Here is a 15,492-nt window from a genome sequence, read left to right on the forward strand (position 1 = left end):
CGGACCGTTCCCGGCGCGCTATAACATTGTCATGCCCAAAACGTCGGGGACGCGCGAGAAGCTGGTCGGGGCCGGGATGCGGCTGCTAGAGGAACGGGGGCCGGAGGCGCTGAACGCCCGGGGGGTCGCCGCGGAGATCGGGGCGTCCACGATGGCCGTCTACACGCACTTCGGCGGGATGACCGGGTTGTACGAGGCGCTCGGCCGGGAGGCGTTCGCGCGCTTCGAGCGGCACCTGCGGCAGGTGCCCGACACCGACGACCCGGTGACCGACCTGCTGGTCCTCGGGCTGGCCTACCGGGAGTTCGCGGCGGCCAGCCCGCAGCGCTACCGGCTGATGTTCGGGCTCGCCTCGCCGGGGGCGCTGCCGTCGTTCGGGCACGACCTGACCGCCGAGGGCACGCCGGCGACCGCCGCCGAGCTGAACGACGCCTTCGCCCTGCTCCCCCGGCAGGTGCGGCGCGCGATGAACGCGGGGCGGATCCGCCGGGACGACCCGGTCCTGGTGGCCGGGCAGATCTGGTGCATGATCCACGGCTACGTGCTGCTGGAGACCACGGGGGTGTTCGGCCAGGAGGGCCGGGGCGTGCTGCACGTGCTGGGCCCGCATGTGATCAATCTGCTGGTCGGGCTCGGAGACGAGCGCGAGGCCGCCGAGCGCTCCGCCGGGCAGGCGCTGCTCGACGCCGAGACGGCCGGGGTCGTCGCGCGGGAGCCGGCGCCCCGCCGGGGTCGGCGGCCGCGCCCCGCGCGGTGACGTGACGATCGCCACGCGGGCGGTCCGAACCAATCGCCGCACCGCGCCATCCCATAGTAATAACCTACCCATTACAAAGTTATGCCATGGTCCGCGATGCTCCCTCACACGCGCGGACCGTCCCTGATCAGCAGTTCGAAGAGATCGGTCTGATGATGGCGATGGCGATGACCTCGGGCACGATGCCGGACCCGGCCCCCCGCCTGCTCGAATTCACCGTGCTGGGCCCGGTCCGGGCCTGGCGCGGCGGGACCCGGCTCGACCTCGGCCCCCTCAGGCAGCAGGCCCTCCTGGCCGCGCTCCTGCTGCGCCCGGACATGACCGTGAGCCGGCGGGAGCTGCTCGACGGCGTCTGGGGCGTCGATCCGCCCGGCTCCGGCGACAAGATCGTGCCGGTGTACGTCCACCGGCTCCGCCGCAGCCTGGGCACGCTCGGCGAGGACGCGCAGGAGTCGGTGATCGCACGGGAGCGGGGCGGCTACCGCTTCGTCAGCCGGGGGACGGCGGTCGACGTGCTGCGCCTCGACGAGGCCGCGGACGCGGCGGCCGCCGCGAGGAGGTCCGGCGATCTCGCGGCCGCGGCGAGCGCCTGCGACGCGGCCCTCGGGCTGTTCCAGGGCCAACCGCTGGCCGGGCTGCCCGGGCCGTTCGCGGAGGCGGAGCGCCTGCGGCTGGAGGAGCGCAGGCTCACCCTTCTGCAGGAGAAGGTCGAGTGCCAGTTCCAGCTCGGCAGGTTCGTGGACGCGGTCGGCGAACTGCACGCCCTGATCCCCAAGCACCCCCACAGCGAGGCCCTGGCCTCGCTGCTCATGCGGGCGCTGTACGGGAGCGGCCGCCAGGCCGACGCGCTGGCCGTCTACTCGCACCTGCGCCGCCGGCTCGTGGAGGACCTCGGGGTGGAGCCGGGCGACCGGCTTCGGCGCGTGCATCAGGCGGTGCTGCGCGGTGACGACGCGGCCCTGGACCTCGCTCCGCGGGACGAAGCGGGAGACGAGGGACGTGTCCGGGTCGCCTCCGCGCGGCGCGTCCCCGACGAGCTGCCCGCGGAGGTCGGGGAGCTCGTCGGACGAGAGGACGAGCTGGCGCTGCTCACCGGCGGCGGCCTCGCGGTGGCCGCGGTGGACGGGGTCGCGGGGGCGGGCAAGACCGCGCTCGCGGTGCGCGCCGCGCGGGCGCTGCGCGGCGAGCACCCGGACGGCTGCCTGTTCGTCGAGCTGCACGGGCACAGCGACCGGCGGGAGGCGGTGCCGCCGGAACGCGCGCTGCGCCGGCTGCTGCGGGCCGTCGGCGCCGGGCCCGCGTCCGGCGACCTGGACGAGCTCGCGGCGTCCTGGCGGAGCGCGACCGCCGGGCTGCGCCTGCTGCTGGTCCTCGACGACGCGTCCGGCGCCGACCAGGTGCGCCCGCTGCTCCCCGCGGGGGCGGGCAGCAGGGTGCTGGTCACCAGCCGCCGGCGGCTGGTCGGGCTGGACGTGGACCGCCGGGTCTCGCTGGGGGCGCTCACCCGGACGGCGGCGGAGGCGCTGCTGACCCGGATCGTGGGCGCCGAGCGCGCCGCGGCCGAGCCGGTCGCCGTGCGGGAGCTGGCGGCCATGTGCGACCGGTTGCCCCTGGCGCTGTGCATCGCGGGCGCGCGCCTGCAGAGCCGCCCGTCCTGGGCGATCGGGCATCTGGTGCACAGGATGGCCGATGCCCGGCGCCGCCTGGACGAGCTGACGGCGGAGGACCGGAGCGTTGAAGGCGCTTTCCGGCTTTCCTACGAACGGCTTCCCGCCGCCGAGCGCCGAGCGTTCCGCGCATTGGGGGCGGCGCCTGAGGGGCGATCCGGCCATCGGGCTTTGGCGGCCGCCCTCGGCTGGGGCGCGCGAGGGGCCGAGCAGGCGCTCGAGAACCTGGTGGACGCCAACCTCGTGCAGCAGCCGTCCGTCCACCAGTACCGGCTGAACGGACTGCTCGCGCTGTTCGCGCGAGAACTCGCCGCGGAGGACCCGCCGGCCCTGGGCAGAGCCGGTCTGGTCGCCGTCGCAGGGGCGCCTTCACTCCTTTAGCCGCCGTTCACCGTCCATTTCTCCGGAACCATGCGCCGAACGAATCCGAGAAGCGTTCGGCGCGTTTCGGCATGCCCGTGAAAGTGTGGTCGAAAATAACAGGACTAGCCGCCTCGATATTCGCCTGTCATCGTAATTTCAACGGGTCTCACTAGCGTCGCAGACACGATCGTCGAATTGTCTGGGAGACCGAATGCGAAGTCGGAAGTTCCTTGTCCGCGCCGGCGCGACGCTGGTCGCGGCGGCCGCCACCGTGACGGCGGTGACGATGGGCGTCCAGGACCGGGAGGCCACGGTCGCCTCGGCCGGCGCGAAGACCGAGGCCGACACCGGCGTGCGGGCCGGCACCGTCCTCCAGGACCGCGTGGCGAAGCTGCGGGCGGAGCAGAAGCTGCCCGGCGTCATCGGAATGGTCCGCAACGGCGACAACACCCAGTACGCCGCTTCCGGGTACGGCGACATGTTCATGCGCGTGCCGGCCGACCCGAAGGCGAAGTTCCGCATCGCCAGCAACTCCAAGGCGTTCGTGGCCACGGTCCTGCTCCAGCTGGAGGCCGAGGGCAAGCTCTCCCTGAACGACACCGTGGACCGGTGGCTGCCCGGCCTGGTCGCGGCGAACGGCAACGACGGCCGCAAGATCACGATCCGGCAGCTGCTGAACCACACCAGCGGGCTCCCCGACTACATCCACGACCTGCGGATCTCGGGGTCCTACGTCGCCGACATCAACCCCTACCGGCGGTGGGACCCGCGCGAGCTGGTGAAGACCGCCACGTCCAGCAAGTCGCTGTCGGCTCCCGGCGCCCAGTACCACTACGCCAACACCAACTACATCCTCGGCGGTCTGATCATCCAGGCCGCGACCGGGCACCACCCGGCCGTCGAGGTGACCAACCGGATCATCAAGCCGCTCGGCCTCAGCGACACCACCTACCCCGAGGCCGACCCCAAGCTGTACGGGAACTGGCTGCACGGCTACTTCACCATCCGGGACATCTCGTTCTCGAACGTCCAGGTGCTCGGCGCGGCGGGCGCCATCGTGTCGACCCAGGAGGACCTCGCCGACTTCACCCGCGCGCTCGCGTCCGGCCGCCTGCTCCGGCCCGCGCAGCAGCGGGAGATGGAGCGGGCCGCGTCCCCCGAGCGCCCCTACGGCCTCGGCGTGGTCCTGGCGAAGACCCCGTGCGGCGACGCGTGGATGCACAACGGCGCCGCGCTCGGCTACTTCAGCCAGTGGTTCACGAGCCCGGACGGCAAGTACCAGTCCGTCGTGGCCACCAACCGCTACAACATGATCCCCACCAAGGTCGACTCCGCGGTCATCACGGCGGCCCAGGACGCCTACTGCGCGCTGAAGGGGAAGTGATGAGCTCCGGACTGCACGCCAGAAAGCCGTTCAGGCGCTACCGCAGGCCGGCCGTCGCGGTCGCGGTGGCCGGAGCGGTCGCGGCCGCCGCCGCGGTGCCGCTGCTGAACACGGACGGGCCGGTCAACGCCGCGCGGACGTCCGGGGCCATGTCCTGCACCCCGATCAAGTTGATCGTCGTGCCCGGCACCTGGGAGACCACGTCGGCCGCCGACCCCGACACGCCGGTCGGCATGCTCCGCGGCATCACCGAGCCGCTGGAACGGCGGTTCGGCGACCGGATCTCCTCGTACTGGGTCGGCTACAACGCGACCGCGTTCGACCAGGGCAAGACCTACAACGACTCCAAGCAGACCGGGATCGACGCCGCCCGCAAGGCGATGACGGACATCTCCCGGGACTGCCCCGGCACCCGGTTCGTCGGGCTCGGCTTCAGCCAGGGCGCGGACGTCAACGGCGACATCGCCGCCCAGATCGGGGCCGGGAAGGGTCCGGTCCCGGCCGCCTCCTACGTCGCGGGCGGAGGCGTGGCCGACCCCGGCAGGGGGACGAAGGGCGAGGTGAACCTCGGCGATCCGCTGCCCGGCACCCGGGGTCTCGCCGGGCCGCGGCCGGGAGGCTTCGGCGAGCTGTCCGGACGGGTCGCGAACGTGTGCCTCAAGGGCGACCTGTACTGCGCCCTGCCGGAGGAGAACGAGCTCACCGCCACCCTCGGCACCGTGCTGAGCCGTGTCGGCATCGCCAACCTGCAGGGCTCGGCGGAGCGCGAACTCTCCACCGACCTCGGCACCGTCAACGGCAGGCCCGCCGACCTCACCGCCGTCCCCAACGGCGTGAAGACGCTGACCGGCCAGGCACGCGGCAAGGACACCACCGGGGCGGCCCGCACGGCCGGCGACCTGGCGAGGCTCGTCGGCCCGCTGCAGGCGCTCACCCGCGCGGTCGCGAACCCCGTCGTGGTGAACACGCTGCTGAACTCCCCGCCGGGCTCGCAGAACCAGATCGCGGGCCAGGTGCTCCAGGCGCTGGCCAACACCGACCTGGTGGGGCTGGCCAACGAGCTCGACGCGGTGCAGGCCGCCGCGAAGGCGGGGGACACGGCCGCGCTGGCGCGGGCGGCCCTCGCCGCCGCCGCCAAGGCCGCGCCGCTGACCGGGCTGCCCGCCGACCAGGTGGCCAAGGTCACCAAGGTCATCCAGGGGCTCCAGCCCGTCGCGCTGCTGGCCCAGGCGAGCAACGTCATCGGCGGGATCAGCAGGATCGACTACCGCGGGATCGAGCGCGCCGCGCGGGCCGTCCCCGCGTACGCCCAGCGGGGCGACACGCGCGGGGTCTACCGTTCCCTGGTCGCGATCGAGGACCGGCTGATGCCGCTGGCCGAGACGGCCAACCGGGTCGACCTCACCCCGCTCGCCGCGCTGCTGGCGATGTGGCCGCCCGGCTCCCCCGAGCGGGCCGTCGGGGAGGCCCTGGCCATCCTCGACCGCGTCGACTGGGTCCGGATCACCCGCGACCTGCGCGCCATCCAGAACAAGCTGGACGACTTCGACCCGAAGCACCCTCCGAAGGTCGACCCGGCCGACCCGGTGAAGTCGCTCAACGCCTTCTTCGGCGTCGACCTGCTCTCCCTGGTCCCCCAGATCACCGACCTGACCGAGCACGGTCTGGACGTCGCCGGCGTGCCGCTGCCGAAGGGCACGCTCAACCGGTTGCTGAAGACCCGGCTCAACCCGAGCAACCTGGTCAAGGAGGGCGTCGACGCGGCGGTGTTCTACGGCACGCGGCGGCACGTGATGTACGGCACGGAGCCCGTCGACGACAGCGGGCGCCCCGCCCTGGAGGTCCTTGAGGCCTGGCTCGCCCAGCGCATCGAGGCCGCCTGACCCTCGTCGTCCCTCCAGGAACTCCGACCGCCGGCAGGCCGGGTGACGCCCAGCCTGCCGGCGGTCGCGTGACAAGAAGAAACCGCCCTCGGACGGGCCGCTGGCCTCGTCTGGGGACGGTCGGGCGAGCCGGGCGCCGCCGGGGGACGGCGCCCGGTCCCCGCTCAGGAGAGCATGTTGATCTTGTACTGCATGATCCGGTAGTTCCGCGGGTCGTACCACTGGCTGACGATGATGTGGAAGTTGCCGAACGTCGAGCCGGGGACGACGAAGCCGCCGTAGGGGCTGGCGACGAGGTTGGCCGCTTCGGCCCGGGGGTCGGACGGCAGGATCAGCGTCTGCTCCAGCGTCCGCGTCAGGTCCGAGGTCGGGAGCGGGAAGACCATCGCCCGGATCGAGAGCGGGTTCATGTTCAACCAGGTCAGGACGTACTTGCCGTCCATGGCGCGGAAGCAGATCTCGCCCCACTTGCGGACGCCGAAGACCGTCGTCGGGGGCGCTCCCCAGCGCCAGTCCCCGTCGGCGTACCCCCAGGGCTCGTAGGCGTTCGGGTCGCCGAGCCGCTCCTTGCGCACCCGGTGGAGCAGCATCCCCGAGTCCCGGTCGCGGTTGAAGACCGTCGACAGGACGTAGCACCAGCCGTCGGCGGCCACCGCGTAGGTCTTCTGCTGGAACTGGCCGCCGTGCAGGTCACCCGGCCACTGGCACAGGTACTCCCAGGTCTCGCCGTTGTCGGTCGAGCGCCAGAAGTCGGTGTGGTGGGTGTCGAAGATGACCCCGCGCATGAGGTGCATGTACATGACGCCGTCCACGACGAAGGCGTCGGACGGGATCGCCGTCGTCGCCTTGTCGCCGACCGGGTTGTGCGGCTCGTCGACGAGGGCCCTCGCGTGGCCTCCGCCGACGCTTCCGTCGATGCGCAGGTTGTTCACGTCGCCGTTGCTGGAGCGCAGGCCCACCGGGGCGCGCCAGTCGTCGGCGGGCTCGCCCGGGTTCGGCACGTGGTCGCCGTTGAAGGTGTCGCCGCAGACGAAGAGCATGGTGCCGTCCGGGCACCGCACGGGGATGCCGAGGTCGGTCCACGGCGAGGCGAACGGGCCGGTCTCGACCGGGCCGCTCAGGTTCTTGATCTTGGTCGCGAGGGTCGGGCTGGACGGGTCGCCCGGTCCGCCGGCCGTCCGCACCGTCGCCTGCCGCCCGTCCTGGCTGAAGCCGACCCACCCCGCGCCGACGGCGCCCGCGCCGAGGGCGACGCCGGCGCCCACCCTGAGGAGCTTGCGGCGGGAGAGACCGCCGGCGTTCGTGCCCTTGTCGTCCGATGGACGTGTCATCTGGCGATGCCTTTCAGGTCGACTCTCGTTCATGGAGATGCCCTTGGCGCCGCGGCCCTTGGCGAGGATCGGCAGATCCTGGTCGTCCGGCGACAAGCTCAGAAGAACATCAGTGTCTGTTTTACCGTAAGTGCGGGGAGAGTCGCCAGGGAATCACGATCAGTAATCCGATTTATCCGGCGGCGGGTCGCCGAGCGTCCGGTGATCGAGCGGTTCCGCGAGGTGCCGCCGCGGGATCGGAGCCTCCCGCCTAGATCACCGGTGGATGCCGAAGGTGTGCGCGACGTGGGGTGTGTCGACCAGGGTGTGGGGCGCCAGGGCGTGGTAGGCCCAGACGTGCACCCACGCGTTGCCGGTGCGCACGGTCAGCCAGGCCTTCACCATGCCGGGGCCGAAGTAGGTGAGCAGCAGGAAGGCGATCGAGACGGCCGCCGCCCGGGGGGAGCCGTACTCCGCCCAGGAGTCGGACACGTGCAGGGCCGCGTAGACCACTCCGCCGAAGATCACGGTGGTCGCGGTCGAGCCGGTCAGCCTGGCGAAGCGCGGGATCAGGATCGCGTGGACGAAGACCATCGTCGGCAGGACCGTCCCGGCCATGTAGAGGACGAAGGTGAGCGGCGCGCCGAGCAGGAGCTGCCTGGCGCCGAGGTCGAAGATCTCCGGTCGCAGCGCGGCGGTCTGCACGGCCGCCTCGACCAGCAGCACGACGACGACCAGGCGGAGGTCGCCGCGCCGGTCGGCGGAGACCAGGTTGAGCGCCCGGGCGGAGTAGCGGCGCCGGAAGTACACCAGCGGCGCGATCGCGAACACCACGAGGTTGTACCCCGCCCAGGCGATCGCCTCGGCCCGCGTGACGTGGTCGTTCGTCACGTTCATCGAGCCGGCCAGGTGCAGGCCGAACGGGTGCCAGCCGAACGCCCGCCCCACCGCGAACCCGAGGGCGAGCCCGCCCGCGCCGTAGGCGAGGAGCAGCAGGGTCTCGCGGAGCGCGGTGGCGCGCTCGGGGGCGCGGGCCGCCAGGTCGGGCCTGGTCCGGCGCCGGGTGAGGAGGAAGACCAGGGCCATGAGGAGGAGGACCTCGGCGAGCCGCACGTTGAGGTCCACCAGATAGGCGGACGTGGTGCGCTCCCCGGCGTCGTGGAGGTCGAGCGGGAGCCTGCGACCGGCCAGGACCAGCGTCAGCGCGTTCGCCGACACCCATCCCAGGGCGGTCAGCCATACGGCGCGGCCGCGGAGCAGCGATGGGGCCGTGCCGCCGCCTGTCGACGGACCGGTGCCGGACGGGCGGCGCGAGGGGGACCTCAGGCACATCGGGCGATCTCCGTTCGACGCGTACTAGCACAACTGTGCTACTTCCTGCCGGATAGTAGCACGACTGTGCTAGTAATGGGGGATGCCTAGAGTGGTGGACGGTGAGCAACGGCGCCTGGACGTGGCGGCGGCGGTGCTGCGGGTGGTCCTGCGCGACGGACTGGAACGGGCCTCGGTCCGCAACGTGGCGAGCGAGGCCGGTCTGTCGATGGGGTCGCTGCGGCACTACTTCGCGACGCAGTCCGAGCTGCTGGCGTTCACCCTGCGCGCGATCATCGAGCGGATCCAGCGACGCATGGCGGCGCTGCCCCCCGAGCCCGATCAGCGGCGCCGCGCCGAGCTGGTGCTGGCCGAGCTGCTGCCGATGGACGAGGAGCGGGCCGTCGAGAACCGGGTATGGCTGGCCTTCACCGCCCGCGCGATGGTCGATCCGACGCTGCGGGCCCTGCAGAGCGAGGGGTACGGCCTCCTGCGCGAGGGCTGCCGCTCCCTCGTGCGCTCCCTGGACGTCCCCGAACCCGCCGTGGAGTACGAGACCGACCGGCTGCACGCCCTCGTCGACGGCCTGGCCGTCCACGCCGCCACCCATCCCCACCTGACCACCCCGGCGCGGATGCGCGAGGTCATCGCCGTCCACCTCGCCGGGCTCGGCCGTCCCGCCGGTGCCGCCTGACCGGGCTCACGGCCCCGTTACCGAGCGTTTCCAGGATCACTCCAGGTTCAGGTCCTGGGGGACGTCGCCGGGGGTCAGGTCCTGTCTCAGGCGGAGGAAGCGGACGGCGTGGCGCCAGCGGCCGTGTTCCACGGCGGCGTCCACACTGATCTCCGCGACGGTGTCCGGGGCCACACGGGTGTAGTGGATCGGGTCTCTGGTGGAGGGGAGGCCGCCGGCCCAGCCCGCGGGCAGGGGCTCCGGCCAGGGGTGGCCGGGGCCGGCCTCCGAGAGGGCGCCGGCCAGTGCGGTGCGCGCTCGGGGAGTGAGAGGTGTGGTGCGGGCGACCACGCGGAGCACCCCGGCCGTCGTGTATCTGCCCAGGAGCAGGGTCTGCGGTTGTTCGAGGCTGCCGGTCACTCCGCCGATGAGCGCCTCGGTCGTCGTGCGGTGCTTGACCTTCCACCAGCCGCGCCTGCCCTCCTTGTAGGGGTCGCCCGCGGCCTTCACGACCAGGCCCTCGATGCCCTGCGCGACGAGGATCTCGAACCACAGGCGGGCCTCCCCCACGTCGCGGAGCTGCGGGCAGAGGACGATGCGGGAGGTCCCGGGGAGGTCGCGCAGCAGGCGCTCCAGCTCGGCGCGGCGGGTGGAGAGGGGGGCGGGGCGGTGGTCCGTTCCGCCGGCCTCCAGGACGTCGAAGACGACGTAGTGGCACGGCTCGGTGATCGGGGAGCCGGTGCGGCGGGTGACGTGGCGGCGCTGGAGGGCGGCGAAGTCCAGGCGGCCGTCGCCTCCCCAGCGGACGATCTCCCCGTCCACCACCGTGCCGGGCGGGAGGGTTCCGGAGACGGCGGAGACGATCTCGGGGAAGGCCGCGTCCAGCCGCTTGAGACGGCGTGACCAGAGCTGGACATCGCCGTCCTCGCCCACCCGGGCGACGCAGCGGAACCCGTCGAACTTGGGCTCGTAGCGACAGCCGCCTGAGCAGGCCCTTTCCTGGGGGATGCGGTCGATCGCTGTCGCGGCCATGGGGGCGACGGGTCCCTGGATGCGCACGCCCACCCCCGATCGCGCTCGTGTCCGAGGTACCCCGCCGGTGGCGCGGCGAGCGCCCTCCGGCCCGGCCTTGGGCAGGTCATTGCCTCGCGCAGGCCCTGTCGAGGGCACCGGTCGAACCGAGTCGGACGAGATGTAACGTTCTGAACGACCCCGGCGCTGAATGATCACCTGGGTCGGAATGTGAACGGGGAAGCATGCTCAAGCGCACAGTGATCGGGACGTCGCTCGCCGCCGTGGCGGTGGCGGGAACGGTGGTCTGGACGGTCTCGTCGACGTCGACCTCGACGGCGACGACGGCGTCCGCGACCCGGCCGGGGCCCGGACGGGTCCACGCCCGCGCCCTCGGCGACATCGCCGCCGCGGCCGCCGCGGGCCAGAAGGCCAAGGGGCTGGCCGCCACGGAGACCGAGCCGTTCAGCCTCGTCGGCGTCACCTGGAACAAGCCGCGCGAGGAGCTCAGGGGAACCGTGCGGATCCGCACGCGGGACGCGAAGACCGGCCGCTGGTCGGGGTGGCGCGCCCTGGAGCCCGAGCTGGCCGATGCCCCTGACCGGGGCGGACGCGGAGGGACGAACGGGCTGTGGGTCGGCCCGTCCAACGGTGTCGACGTGCGCGTGACCGGGCAGAAGGGCCGCACGCTGCCGGAGGGCCTGCGCGTCGACCTGATCGACCCGGGCGCCTCCGCCGCGACGGCGACGCCGCGGGCGGCGGGGCCGGACGGCGGCACCGGGATGAGGCTGGTGGCGGCGACCACGCCCCTCGCCGGGCCCGTCACCGCTCCGAAGCCGGCGATCGTGGCGCGGGCCGGGTGGGGCGCGGACGAGTCCCTCGTCAAGGAGCCGCCGGAGTACGACGCTTCGGTCAAGGCCGCGTTCGTCCACCACACCGACACGGGCAACGAGTACTCCTGCACCCAGTCGCCGTCGGTGATCAAGTCGGTGTTCCTGTACCACGTGCAGAGCCAGGGCTGGAACGACATCGGCTACAACTTCCTCGTCGACAAGTGCGGCACGGTCTTCGAGGGGCGGGCCGGGGGCGTCGACCGCCCCGTCCACGGCGCCCACACCTACGGGTTCAACACCGACACCACCGGGATCGCCGTCCTCGGCACCTACACGGCGGCGAACGACCCGGACGTCCCGGGCGTCGCCCCCACCAAGGCCGCCCTGGACGGCGTCGCGAAGATCGCCGCGTGGAAGCTCGGGCTGACCGGGGTCGACCCGACGGCGAAGACGACGCTGACGTCGGCCGCCCCCAACGGGACGGGCGGGAAGTACCCCTACGGGCAGCAGGTCGAGTTCAACACGATCTCCGGTCACCGCGACGGGTTCGCGACCGCGTGCCCGGGCGCGCAGCTCTACTCCGCGCTTCCCGCCGTCCGGACGGCCGCCAAGCAGATCACCGTCCCGGCCCTGAGCGCCACCGTGAGCGGCGCCACCGCCGCGGGGGGCCGCTACTACACCAAGAGCACGGCCACGCTGAACTGGACGCCGGCCGAGGGCGCGACCTACACCGTCAGCGTGGACGGCGCGACGGCCGCGACACCGGCCGCCGGGGCCGCGTCCGCCACGGTGACCCTCACGCCCGGGACGCACTCGGTCCAGCTGAACGCCGCCTTCGCCGACGGGACGACCTCGGCGTCCCCCGTCTTCACGATCGTCGCGGACACGACGCCTCCCGTCATCTCGTCCCAGGCGCTCTCCCTGCGCAAGGCGACGGTCAACAGCGGCGCGTGGCCCGTCTCGCTCACCTGGAAGGCCGCCGACAACGGCTTCCTCAGCTCGCTGAAGGCCACCTCGCCCGCGGCCAAGACGTTCTCTACCACGACGACGCAGTGGGCCGCGGTGTCCAAGCCGGGCACGACCCAGACCTGGACGCTGGCCGGCACCGACGCCGCGGGCAACACCGGAACCTCCAGCCTGAGCCGCTACACCGGCGGCCAGACCGAGGGCGCCGCGCGCCGCACCGGCACCTGGGGCGTCAGCACGACCAGTTCCTACCTGGGCGGGCGCGGCATGTACAGCAAGTACCGGGGCGCGAGCGCGAGCTGGACGTTCACCGGGCGCACCGCGGGCCTGATCTTCAAGCGCGCCTCCAACCTCGGCGCCGTGTACGTCTACGTGGACGGCGTCAAGATCGGCACGCTGGACACCCGGGCGTCGACCACGGCCTACCGCCAGCTGATGTGGACGCGCGCCTGGAGCACCAGCGGCACGCACACCATCAAGATCGTCGTGGCGGGCACCTCGGGCCGTCCCATGGTCGGCATCGACGGCCTCGCCTACCTCCGCTGACGCCCGCGGGTCGGCCCCGGCGGGCCGGGGCCGACCTAGGGTGTGGGGAGTGACAGAGGAGTCGTGGCGTGATCGCGTGATCGCGGAGTGCCTGGCCAAGCCGGGCGCGCTGGAGGACTATCCGTTCGGCGACGAGGTGGCCGTCTTCAAGGTCGCCGGACGGATGTTCGCGCTGGTTCCGTTGGGCGCGTCGCCGCCCACCGTCAGTCTGAAGTGCGATCCGGGTCTCGCGGAGGAGCTCCGCGCCCGGCACGCCGCGGTCACGCCCGGCTACCACCTCAACAAGCGGCACTGGAACACCGTCGTCCTCGACGGCTCGGTGCCCGACGAGGACGTGTGGGAGCTGGTCGACCACTCCTACGACCTCGTGGTCGCGAAGCTCACCCGCGCCCAGCGTTCCCGGCTCTGAGCGTCTCAGCCGATCACGGACGGAATCGGCCTTTACCCGCCCAGGGCCTTTTGCACGAATAAGACCCGATTCTAGACGGTCTTCCCTTTTCTCCCATTTAGCCGATCCTCAAAGGTCGCCCCTTGCCGAGGCCGGCATATGTTGCGCAATCCCGTATTCCGTGTACGGTATTCCCGTGGCGATCATCAGACGCCGCGAACAAACGAAACAGAAAAGGGAAAACCATGTCCAGGATCTGGACCCCGGGCGCGGACGCGTCCGGTTTCGACCCCCGCAGCATCAGGCGCGGGCTCGACGAGTACCTCCCCCGCTGCGAGCAGGAGCTGATCGGCATCCGCCGTGACCTCCACGCGCACCCGGAGGTCGCGTTCAAGGAATTCCGCACGACCCAGATCATCGTCGACTTCCTGTCGGCGATCGGCCTCCGGCCGTGGGTCCTGCCCAACGGAACCGGCGTCATCTGCGACATCCGCGGGGGCGACGGACCGATCATCGCGCTGCGCGCGGACATCGACGCGCTGCCCCAGAAGGACACCAAGCTCGTCTCCTACCGCTCGACGGTGGAGGACGCGGCGCACAACTGCGGCCACGACGTGCACACCGTCATGTTGCTGGGCGCGGGGCGCTTCCTGGCGATGCTGGCCGAGGCCGGCCTGCTCCGCGGCACGGTCAGGCTCATCTTCCAGCCCGCCGAGGAACTCCCCGGCGGCGCGCGGAACGTGATCGCGGCCGGCGCGCTGGACGGGGTGCGGCGCATCTTCGCGCTGCACTGCGACCCGGCGCAGGAGGTCGGCTTCCTCGGTCTGCGGACCGGAGCGATCACGGCGTCCTACGACAAGATCCTCATCCGGGCCACCGGGGCGGGCGGCCACACCGCACGGCCGCACCTGACCGGCAGCCCCATCCGGGCCCTGGCGGCCATGGTGGGCGAGCTGTCGGCGGTGCTCGACCAGAGGTTCGACGCGCGTTCCGGCCACGAGCTGGAATGGGGTCGCCTCCAGTCGGGCCTGGCGGCGAACTCGATCCCCATCGTGGGAGAGCTCGAAGGGACGCTGCGCTGCCTGGACCCGCAGCACCGGCGGTCGGCGCTCGACACGCTGCCGGCGCTGGTCGGCCTGGTGGCCGAGCTGCACAGGGTCGAGGCGGAGCTGATCACCAAGCTCGGCCTGCCGCCCACGGTGAACGAGGCGGCGAGCGTGGAGATCTTCCGGCACGCCGGTGGTCTCGCGCTCGGCGAGGACAAGATCGGCCCCACGGGGCAGAGCATGGGTGGGGAGGACTTCTCCCTCTACCTCGAACTGGTCGACGGCGCCCTCGGGCGCTACGGCGTGCGCAAGCCCGGCACGCCGAAGTACGACCTGCACCAGGGAGGTTTCGACGTCGACGAGAGCTGCATCGCGCGCGGCGTCGACCTGGAGGTGCACATGGCGCTGACGGCTCTGGACCACGCGTGGTCTGAGGCCTGACGCACCGGCCGGCCGTGATCGACCACGCGTCGGTCACGGCCAGGGGGCCCGGCTCACGCCGGGCCCCCGCTGCTCTTCTCCGAAATTCCTTCCGGAGGAGCGATGAATCGATGAGCTCCCCGCGGTACACACCTCGACCGATCGAAGTCGAGAAGGGGATCATGCGATGAACAGCGACGAGAAGGCCGTCCACGAGGTGTTCGAGCGGCTGTACCAGGCGTGGGGCGACGGCGACGCCGACGCGTTCGCCGACCTCTACGTCGAGGACGCGACCGTGGTGATGCCCGGCGTGTTCAACCGGGGCCGCGAGGCCGTGCGCGGCTTCATGGCCGCCGCCTTCGAGGGGCCGCTCAAGGGCTCCCGGGGAGTGGACGAGCCGCGGGACGTCCGCGTGTACGGCGACACCGCGATCGTCGTCAGCAGGGCGGGCATCATCATGGCCGGGGAGCAGGACTTCCCGCCCGAGCGCGAGCGGCTCGCCACGTGGGTGCTGTCGCGCCGGGACGGACGCTGGCTCGTCGCCGCCTACGCCAACGCGCCCGCACGCTGACAGGGAGACCACCATGGACGAGGATCTCGACTCCTACCGGCGCGAGCTGCTGGTGCACTGCTACCGGATGGTCGGCTCGGTGCACGAGGCGGAGGACCTCGTCCAGGAGACGATGCTGCGCGCGTGGCGGTCCCGAGACCGCTACGAGCCGCGCCTGGCGTCCGTCCGCACCTGGCTCTACAAGATCGCGACGAACGTGTGCCTGACGGCGCTGCGGGGGCGGGCCCGGCGCCCGCTCCCGTCCGGGCTCGGGGCGCCGAGCGAGGACCCGGACGCGCCGCTGAGCCCGGCGTTCGAGGTGCCGTGGTTGCAGCCGTTCCCGGACGCGCTGCTCGACGACCCGGCCTCGCGCGTCGTGCGACG

Annotated in this window: 13 protein-coding genes; 10 read left to right on the forward strand and 3 right to left on the reverse strand. The window is 72.3% G+C overall.

What is annotated here, in order from left to right; translation table 11 throughout:
* The first annotated feature begins 31 nt into the window (after positions 1-31).
* The 4 genes from AB0C69_RS10200 (at position 32) to AB0C69_RS10215 (ending at position 6,054) form a co-directional block, all read left to right on the forward strand.
* The gene (locus tag AB0C69_RS10200) at positions 32-757 is read left to right on the forward strand and encodes a WHG domain-containing protein (protein ID WP_353831632.1); all 726 of its coding nucleotides are present in this window, start codon (positions 32-34) and stop codon (positions 755-757) included.
* A gap of 86 nt (positions 758-843) precedes the next feature.
* A complete protein-coding gene (locus AB0C69_RS10205) occupies positions 844-2,805 on the forward strand; it encodes a BTAD domain-containing putative transcriptional regulator (protein WP_360352221.1) in 1,962 nt (653 codons plus the stop codon).
* Positions 2,806-2,998: 193 nt separating this feature from the next.
* Entirely contained in the window at positions 2,999-4,171 is a 1,173-nt protein-coding gene (locus tag AB0C69_RS10210) for a serine hydrolase domain-containing protein (protein WP_360352224.1), read from the forward strand.
* Positions 4,171-6,054 (forward strand): cutinase family protein, encoded by a 1,884-nt coding sequence (locus AB0C69_RS10215; RefSeq protein ID WP_360352227.1) that lies wholly within the window; start codon positions 4,171-4,173, stop codon positions 6,052-6,054. The genes AB0C69_RS10210 and AB0C69_RS10215 overlap by 1 nt, the downstream gene beginning before the upstream one ends.
* 164 nt (positions 6,055-6,218) lie before the next feature.
* On the opposite strand, the gene AB0C69_RS10220 is transcribed toward AB0C69_RS10215, so the two are convergent.
* Together AB0C69_RS10220 and AB0C69_RS10225 are read right to left on the reverse strand one after the other, a co-directional pair.
* Positions 6,219-7,481, reverse strand: coding sequence for a DUF4185 domain-containing protein (locus AB0C69_RS10220; protein ID WP_360352230.1), 1,263 nt, complete (start codon positions 7,479-7,481; stop codon positions 6,219-6,221).
* Between the two features lie 159 nt (positions 7,482-7,640).
* Entirely contained in the window at positions 7,641-8,696 is a 1,056-nt protein-coding gene (locus AB0C69_RS10225; protein ID WP_360352233.1) for a hypothetical protein, read from the reverse strand.
* A gap of 82 nt (positions 8,697-8,778) precedes the next feature.
* Between AB0C69_RS10225 and AB0C69_RS10230 the strand changes: the two genes are divergently transcribed.
* Entirely contained in the window at positions 8,779-9,369 is a 591-nt protein-coding gene (locus AB0C69_RS10230) for a TetR/AcrR family transcriptional regulator (RefSeq protein WP_345171550.1), read from the forward strand.
* A 36-nt stretch (positions 9,370-9,405) separates the two neighbouring features.
* On the opposite strand, the gene AB0C69_RS10235 is transcribed toward AB0C69_RS10230, so the two are convergent.
* Positions 9,406-10,380, reverse strand: coding sequence for an ATP-dependent DNA ligase (locus AB0C69_RS10235; protein ID WP_360352238.1), 975 nt, complete (start codon positions 10,378-10,380; stop codon positions 9,406-9,408).
* Positions 10,381-10,604: 224 nt separating this feature from the next.
* On the opposite strand from AB0C69_RS10235, the gene AB0C69_RS10240 reads away from it, so the two are divergent.
* The 5 genes from AB0C69_RS10240 to AB0C69_RS10260 form a co-directional block, all read left to right on the forward strand.
* Positions 10,605-12,704 (forward strand): peptidoglycan recognition protein, encoded by a 2,100-nt coding sequence (locus AB0C69_RS10240; RefSeq protein ID WP_360352241.1) that lies wholly within the window; start codon positions 10,605-10,607, stop codon positions 12,702-12,704.
* A 49-nt stretch (positions 12,705-12,753) separates the two neighbouring features.
* The gene (locus tag AB0C69_RS10245) at positions 12,754-13,113 is read left to right on the forward strand and encodes an MmcQ/YjbR family DNA-binding protein (protein ID WP_345171556.1); all 360 of its coding nucleotides are present in this window, start codon (positions 12,754-12,756) and stop codon (positions 13,111-13,113) included.
* Positions 13,114-13,337: 224 nt separating this feature from the next.
* A complete protein-coding gene (locus tag AB0C69_RS10250; protein WP_360352246.1) occupies positions 13,338-14,579 on the forward strand; it encodes an amidohydrolase in 1,242 nt (413 codons plus the stop codon).
* A 166-nt stretch (positions 14,580-14,745) separates the two neighbouring features.
* The gene (locus AB0C69_RS10255; RefSeq protein WP_360352249.1) at positions 14,746-15,129 is read left to right on the forward strand and encodes an SgcJ/EcaC family oxidoreductase; all 384 of its coding nucleotides are present in this window, start codon (positions 14,746-14,748) and stop codon (positions 15,127-15,129) included.
* 13 nt (positions 15,130-15,142) lie between these two features.
* Positions 15,143-15,492, forward strand: a 350-nt coding sequence (locus tag AB0C69_RS10260) for a sigma-70 family RNA polymerase sigma factor (protein WP_360352252.1), incomplete at its 3' end; no start/stop codon positions are given.

Source organism: Actinomadura sp. NPDC048032 (assembly GCF_040653175.1).
Taxonomy (GTDB): domain Bacteria; phylum Actinomycetota; class Actinomycetes; order Streptosporangiales; family Streptosporangiaceae; genus Spirillospora; species Spirillospora verrucosospora.